Here is a 4101-nt window from a genome sequence, read left to right on the forward strand (position 1 = left end):
GCCGAGGCCGAGCGCGTCGCCGCCGAGGCTGCCGAGGCCGCTCGCGTCGCCGCCGAGGCTCGCGCCGAGGCCGAGCGCCAGCAGGAGCGGGCCGCCGAGGTCGCCCGCCAGGACGCCGAGCGCAAGGTCGCCGAGGCCGAGCGCTCCGCCGCCGAGAAGGTGGCCGCCGCCCAGGAGGAGGCTCGCCGCGTGGCCGCCTCCGCCGAGGCGGAGTCGAAGCGTCGCATCGCCGAGGCCCAGGCCGAGGCGGAACGCGTCACGATCGCGTCCAAGCGCGAGGCGCAGGAGCGCCTCAGCCAGGCGGTCGCCGCGGCTCGCGAGGCTGCCGAGCAGAAGCTGCAGGAGGCCGAGCGCACCGCGATGGAGTGGGTCGCCGCCGCCGAGGCCGAGGCCGAGCGGGTCGCCCAGGAGCACATCGTCATGGCGAACCAGGTGGCCAAGGGCACGCCGCTGACGCCCTCAGCGCCGACCGCGTCCGAGTTCGTCGACGACGGTGACGACGATGCCGACGAGGAGTCCGGCGAATCGCTCCAGGAGGTGAGCGGTGAGTCGGGGGCCCTTGCCTCCCCGGCCAGGAAAAGGGTCGTCCGACGTAAGTGAGCCGTCCGGGGAGCCGTCCGTCGCGGACGTCCCCGGACGCTGGGTGGTCGCCGACCGCGGGCTCGACGAGTCGAGCCCGCTGCACCGCGCCCTCCAGGGACTGACCACCGCGGGGGAGTGGGCGGCGCAGGCCGACGAGGCCGAGCGCGCCGCGTCGGCCGAGTACGACGAGGAGCCGGCCACGGCGTCCTTCGACGACCCCGTGGAGGGGTCGTCGGACGAGGCCGTGCTCGAGACCTCGGCCGCCGCGGTCGACGAGACCTCGACCGAGCCCCAGCGGCTGACCCGTCGTCAGCAGGCCCGGCTCGAGCGGGCCGAGGCCAAGGCGGCCCGTCGCGCCGCGAAGCGCGCCCGGCGATCGGGCGACGCGGTCGCGGACGACGACGTGGTGGACGAGGAGCCGGAGCCGTACCGTCCCTTCGAGCCGGAGAGCCTCGCGGAGCCCGAGCCCGAGCCCGAGCCCGAGCCCGAGCCCGAGGAGCTGCCCGTCGCGATCGAGGTCGAGGACTCGGACCTCGACGGGCCGGACGCGCCTGAGGTCGACGCTCCGGTCGGCACGCGTGAGCGCCGGGCGAGTGCCAAGCAGATGCGCCGGGCCGCCGCGCTCGAGCGTCGCCGTCAGCGCAGCGAGGCGCGCGTCCGTCGCAGTGACGCCCAGTCCGAGGCCGCCCCGGAGGGGCCGCAGGCTGCGGCCGAGTCCGAGGTCGAGCAGGCCTACGAGCCGGACGAGATCGACCGCGAGCTCGCCGCCGACGAGGTCACGACCCGCCTCGCGGCCGTGGCCGCCGAGGCCGAGGCCGAGCAGCGACGCGCTGACGAGGAGCAGGCTGCCGCGCTCGAGGCGGAGCGCCTGGAGGCGGAGCGCCTGGAGGCGGAGCGCCTCGAGGCCGAGCAGGCTGCCGCGCTGGAGGCCGAGCGCCTGGAGGCCGAGCAGGCTGCCGCGCTGGAGGCCGAGCGCCTGGAGGCCGAGGCTGCCGCAGCGCGTGAGGCCGAGACCGACCCCGAGCCGGTCGGGACCGCCGACGAGCCGGAGCTCGAGGACACGACCGCAGAGCAGCGTGCCGTCGAGGCCGCGCCCGCCGTGTCCGCCCGGGCGTCGGCCCGCGAGGCCAAGGCCGTCGCGCGTCGTCAGAAGGCCGAGGAGAAGGCGTCGGCCAAGGTCGAGAAGTCGCGAGCACGTCGCGAGGCGGCCGAGATCGAGGCCGTGCCCGAGCCGCCGGACGAGTCGCGCGGTTCCTCCGGCACCTCGGTCGTCACGATCGTGGCGGCGGTGCTCGGCGCCGCCGGACTGATCCTGTCGGTGGTGCTGGCCGTCGGTGCGCTGCTGGTCGCCCTGGGCAACGACTCCGGTGGCCTGTACTCCACCGTCGAGACCGTCTGCAACGCGCTGACGGCGCCGATCGGGAGCCTCGTCGACTTCTCCGGTGGGAACGCCGAGCGGAAGGAGGCCCTCGTGACGTGGGGCCTCGGATCGATCGTCTACCTCGTGATCGGCCTGGCAGCGCAGTCGCTGCTGCGGGCGCGCACCGAGGGCGACTGACGCGGTCGCGTGTGACCTGCACCTCGGTGTGACGCAGTCCATGGGCCGCAGCTGTCGCCCGAAATACTACGAGTGGGTAACATTCAGGTTGCTGAGGGTCGCCTCACCCTTGCTGACAGCGAGGTGGCACAGTGACCCTCGGTGCCATCGTGTGATGGCCACGACGCCGATCCCGGCGCCGTGAACCCCGAACCTTCCAGGAGGGTCCCCCGTGACCAAGATCGTTGTTGCGGTCAAGTACGTCCCGGATGCCACCGGCGACCGAACCTTCACGTCCGACAACACTGTCGACCGTGAAGGCGTCGACGGCCTGCTGTCCGAGCTGGACGAGTACGCGGTCGAGCAGGCTCTGCAGGTCGTCGAGGCCGGCGAGGGCGAGGTCACCGTCGTGACCGTCGGTCCCGAGGACGCCGCCGACGCCGTGCGCAAGGCGCTGCAGATGGGCGCCGACGCCGGTGTCCACGTCGTCGACGACGCCATCGCCGGCTCCGACGCGTTCGCGACCTCGCTCGTGCTCGCCAAGGCCATCGAGAAGCTCGAGTACGACCTCGTGTTCTTCGGCATGGCCTCCACCGACGCCGGCATGGGCATCGTCCCCACGCTGGTCGCCGAGCGCCTGGGCCTTCCGGCCGTCACGTTCGCCTCGGAGATCACGGTCGACGGCGACACGGTCACGATCCGCCGCGACGGCGACGTCGCGTCGCAGGAGATCACCGCCAGCGGCAAGGTCGTCGTCTCGGTCACCGACCAGACCGGCGAGGCCCGCTACCCGTCCTTCAAGGGCATCATGGCGGCCAAGAAGAAGCCGATCGACGAGTGGTCGCTGGCCGACCTGGGCCTCGAGGCCTCGGAGGTCGGTGGCGACAACGCCTGGACCGCCGTGGACTCCACGACGCCCCGCCCGCCGCGCACCGCCGGCGAGGTCGTCACCGACGAGGGAGACGGCGGCACCAAGCTCGTCGAGTTCCTCGCCTCCAAGAAGTTCGTCTGAGAAGGGATCAGGACATGTCTGAAGTTCTCGTGCTGATCGATGCCCCTGAGGGCAAGGTCACCAAGCCGTCGCTGGAGCTCCTCACGATCGCCCGCCGCATCGGCGAGCCGTCGGCCGTCGTGTTCGGCTCCGAGGTCCCCTCGCAGCTCGCCGAGTACGGTGCCGAGAAGGTCTACCAGCTCGACGACGCCGTCTACGCCGACTACCTGGTCGGCCCGAAGGCCGAGGCGCTGAGCCAGCTCGTCGCCGACAAGAGCCCCGCCGCGGTGCTCGTCCCGTCGACGTTCGAGGGCAAGGAGATCGCGGCTCGCGTCGCGCTCAAGGCCAGCTCGGGCTTCATCACCGACGCGGTCGACGTCTCCGTCGACGGTGACACCATCACGACGACGCAGTCGGTCTTCGCCGGCAACTTCACCGTCGACGCGAAGATCACCGCCGGTACGCCGGTCATCGCCGTCAAGCCCAACTCGACGGCCCCCGAGGCCACCTCGGGTGCCGGCACGGTCGAGGCCGTCTCGGTCGACGTCTCCGACGCCGCCAAGGGTGCCAAGATCACCTCGACCAAGGTCAAGGAGGCCTCGGGTCGCCCCGAGCTCACCGAGGCCGCGATCGTGGTCTCCGGCGGCCGTGGCACCGGTGGCGACTTCACCGAGGTCGAGGCGTTCGCCGACAGCCTCGGTGCCGCCGTGGGCGCCTCGCGCGCCGCGGTCGACTCCGGCTGGTACCCGCACTCCTTCCAGGTCGGCCAGACCGGCAAGGTCGTCTCGCCGCAGCTGTACGTCGCCAACGGCATCTCCGGGGCGATCCAGCACCGCGCCGGCATGCAGACGTCCAAGACGATCGTCGCGGTCAACAAGGACGACGAGGCGCCGATCTTCGAGCTCGTCGACTTCGGCGTCGTGGGTGACCTCAAGACGGTCCTCCCGCAGGCCACCGAAGAGGTCGTCAAGCGCAAGGGCTGAGCCTCACC

At 72.6% G+C, this 4101-nt stretch carries 3 protein-coding genes and 1 pseudogene; all 4 read left to right on the forward strand.

Annotation, left to right across the window (positions count from 1 at the left end):
* A pseudogene (locus tag ABD127_RS02585) lies at positions 1–600 on the forward strand (hypothetical protein); the annotation flags it as partial.
* Between the two features lie 43 nt (positions 601–643).
* Positions 644–2140 (forward strand): hypothetical protein, encoded by a 1497-nt coding sequence (locus ABD127_RS02590; RefSeq protein ID WP_344197402.1) that lies wholly within the window; start codon positions 644–646, stop codon positions 2138–2140.
* Positions 2141–2351: 211 nt separating this feature from the next.
* Positions 2352–3131, forward strand: coding sequence for an electron transfer flavoprotein subunit beta/FixA family protein (locus ABD127_RS02595; protein ID WP_344197404.1), 780 nt, complete (start codon positions 2352–2354; stop codon positions 3129–3131).
* 14 nt (positions 3132–3145) lie between these two features.
* Entirely contained in the window at positions 3146–4093 is a 948-nt protein-coding gene (locus ABD127_RS02600) for an electron transfer flavoprotein subunit alpha/FixB family protein (RefSeq protein WP_344197406.1), read from the forward strand.
* Positions 4094–4101: the final 8 nt, after the last annotated feature.

It is taken from the genome of Aeromicrobium alkaliterrae (genome assembly GCF_039529015.1).
Classification (GTDB): domain Bacteria; phylum Actinomycetota; class Actinomycetes; order Propionibacteriales; family Nocardioidaceae; genus Aeromicrobium; species Aeromicrobium alkaliterrae.